Consider the following 257-nt stretch of genomic DNA (forward strand, 5'->3'; position numbering starts at 1 on the left):
ATCAGGAAGGGGGATATGACCTCGGGTACCACAGGACAGGAGGTCGGGTATGAGCCGTAACCGCACGAATATTGGGGCCTCCATGCACCAGCCGGGCCGCAGTACCTCGGGTAGCGTTGAGAGTACAATGGTGGTTGAAATGCCAATGGTTCTGACGATTGAGCAACTGGCACCAAACCCGGATAACCCCCGAACATCGCGTAATCCTCGCTATGACGAGATAAATGCGTCAATTAAGGCCCGCGGGCTGGATACGG

The 257-nt window shown here is 56.0% G+C and carries 1 pseudogene; it reads left to right on the forward strand.

Annotated elements, in window-relative coordinates:
* Positions 1 to 49 precede the first annotated feature (49 nt).
* Positions 50 to 257 (forward strand): annotated as a pseudogene (locus ACLJNW_RS26530) (chromosome partitioning protein ParB); the annotation flags it as partial.

Origin of the sequence: Salmonella sp. SAL4457 (assembly GCF_046548235.1) — a bacterium.
GTDB lineage: Bacteria > Pseudomonadota > Gammaproteobacteria > Enterobacterales > Enterobacteriaceae > Salmonella > Salmonella enterica.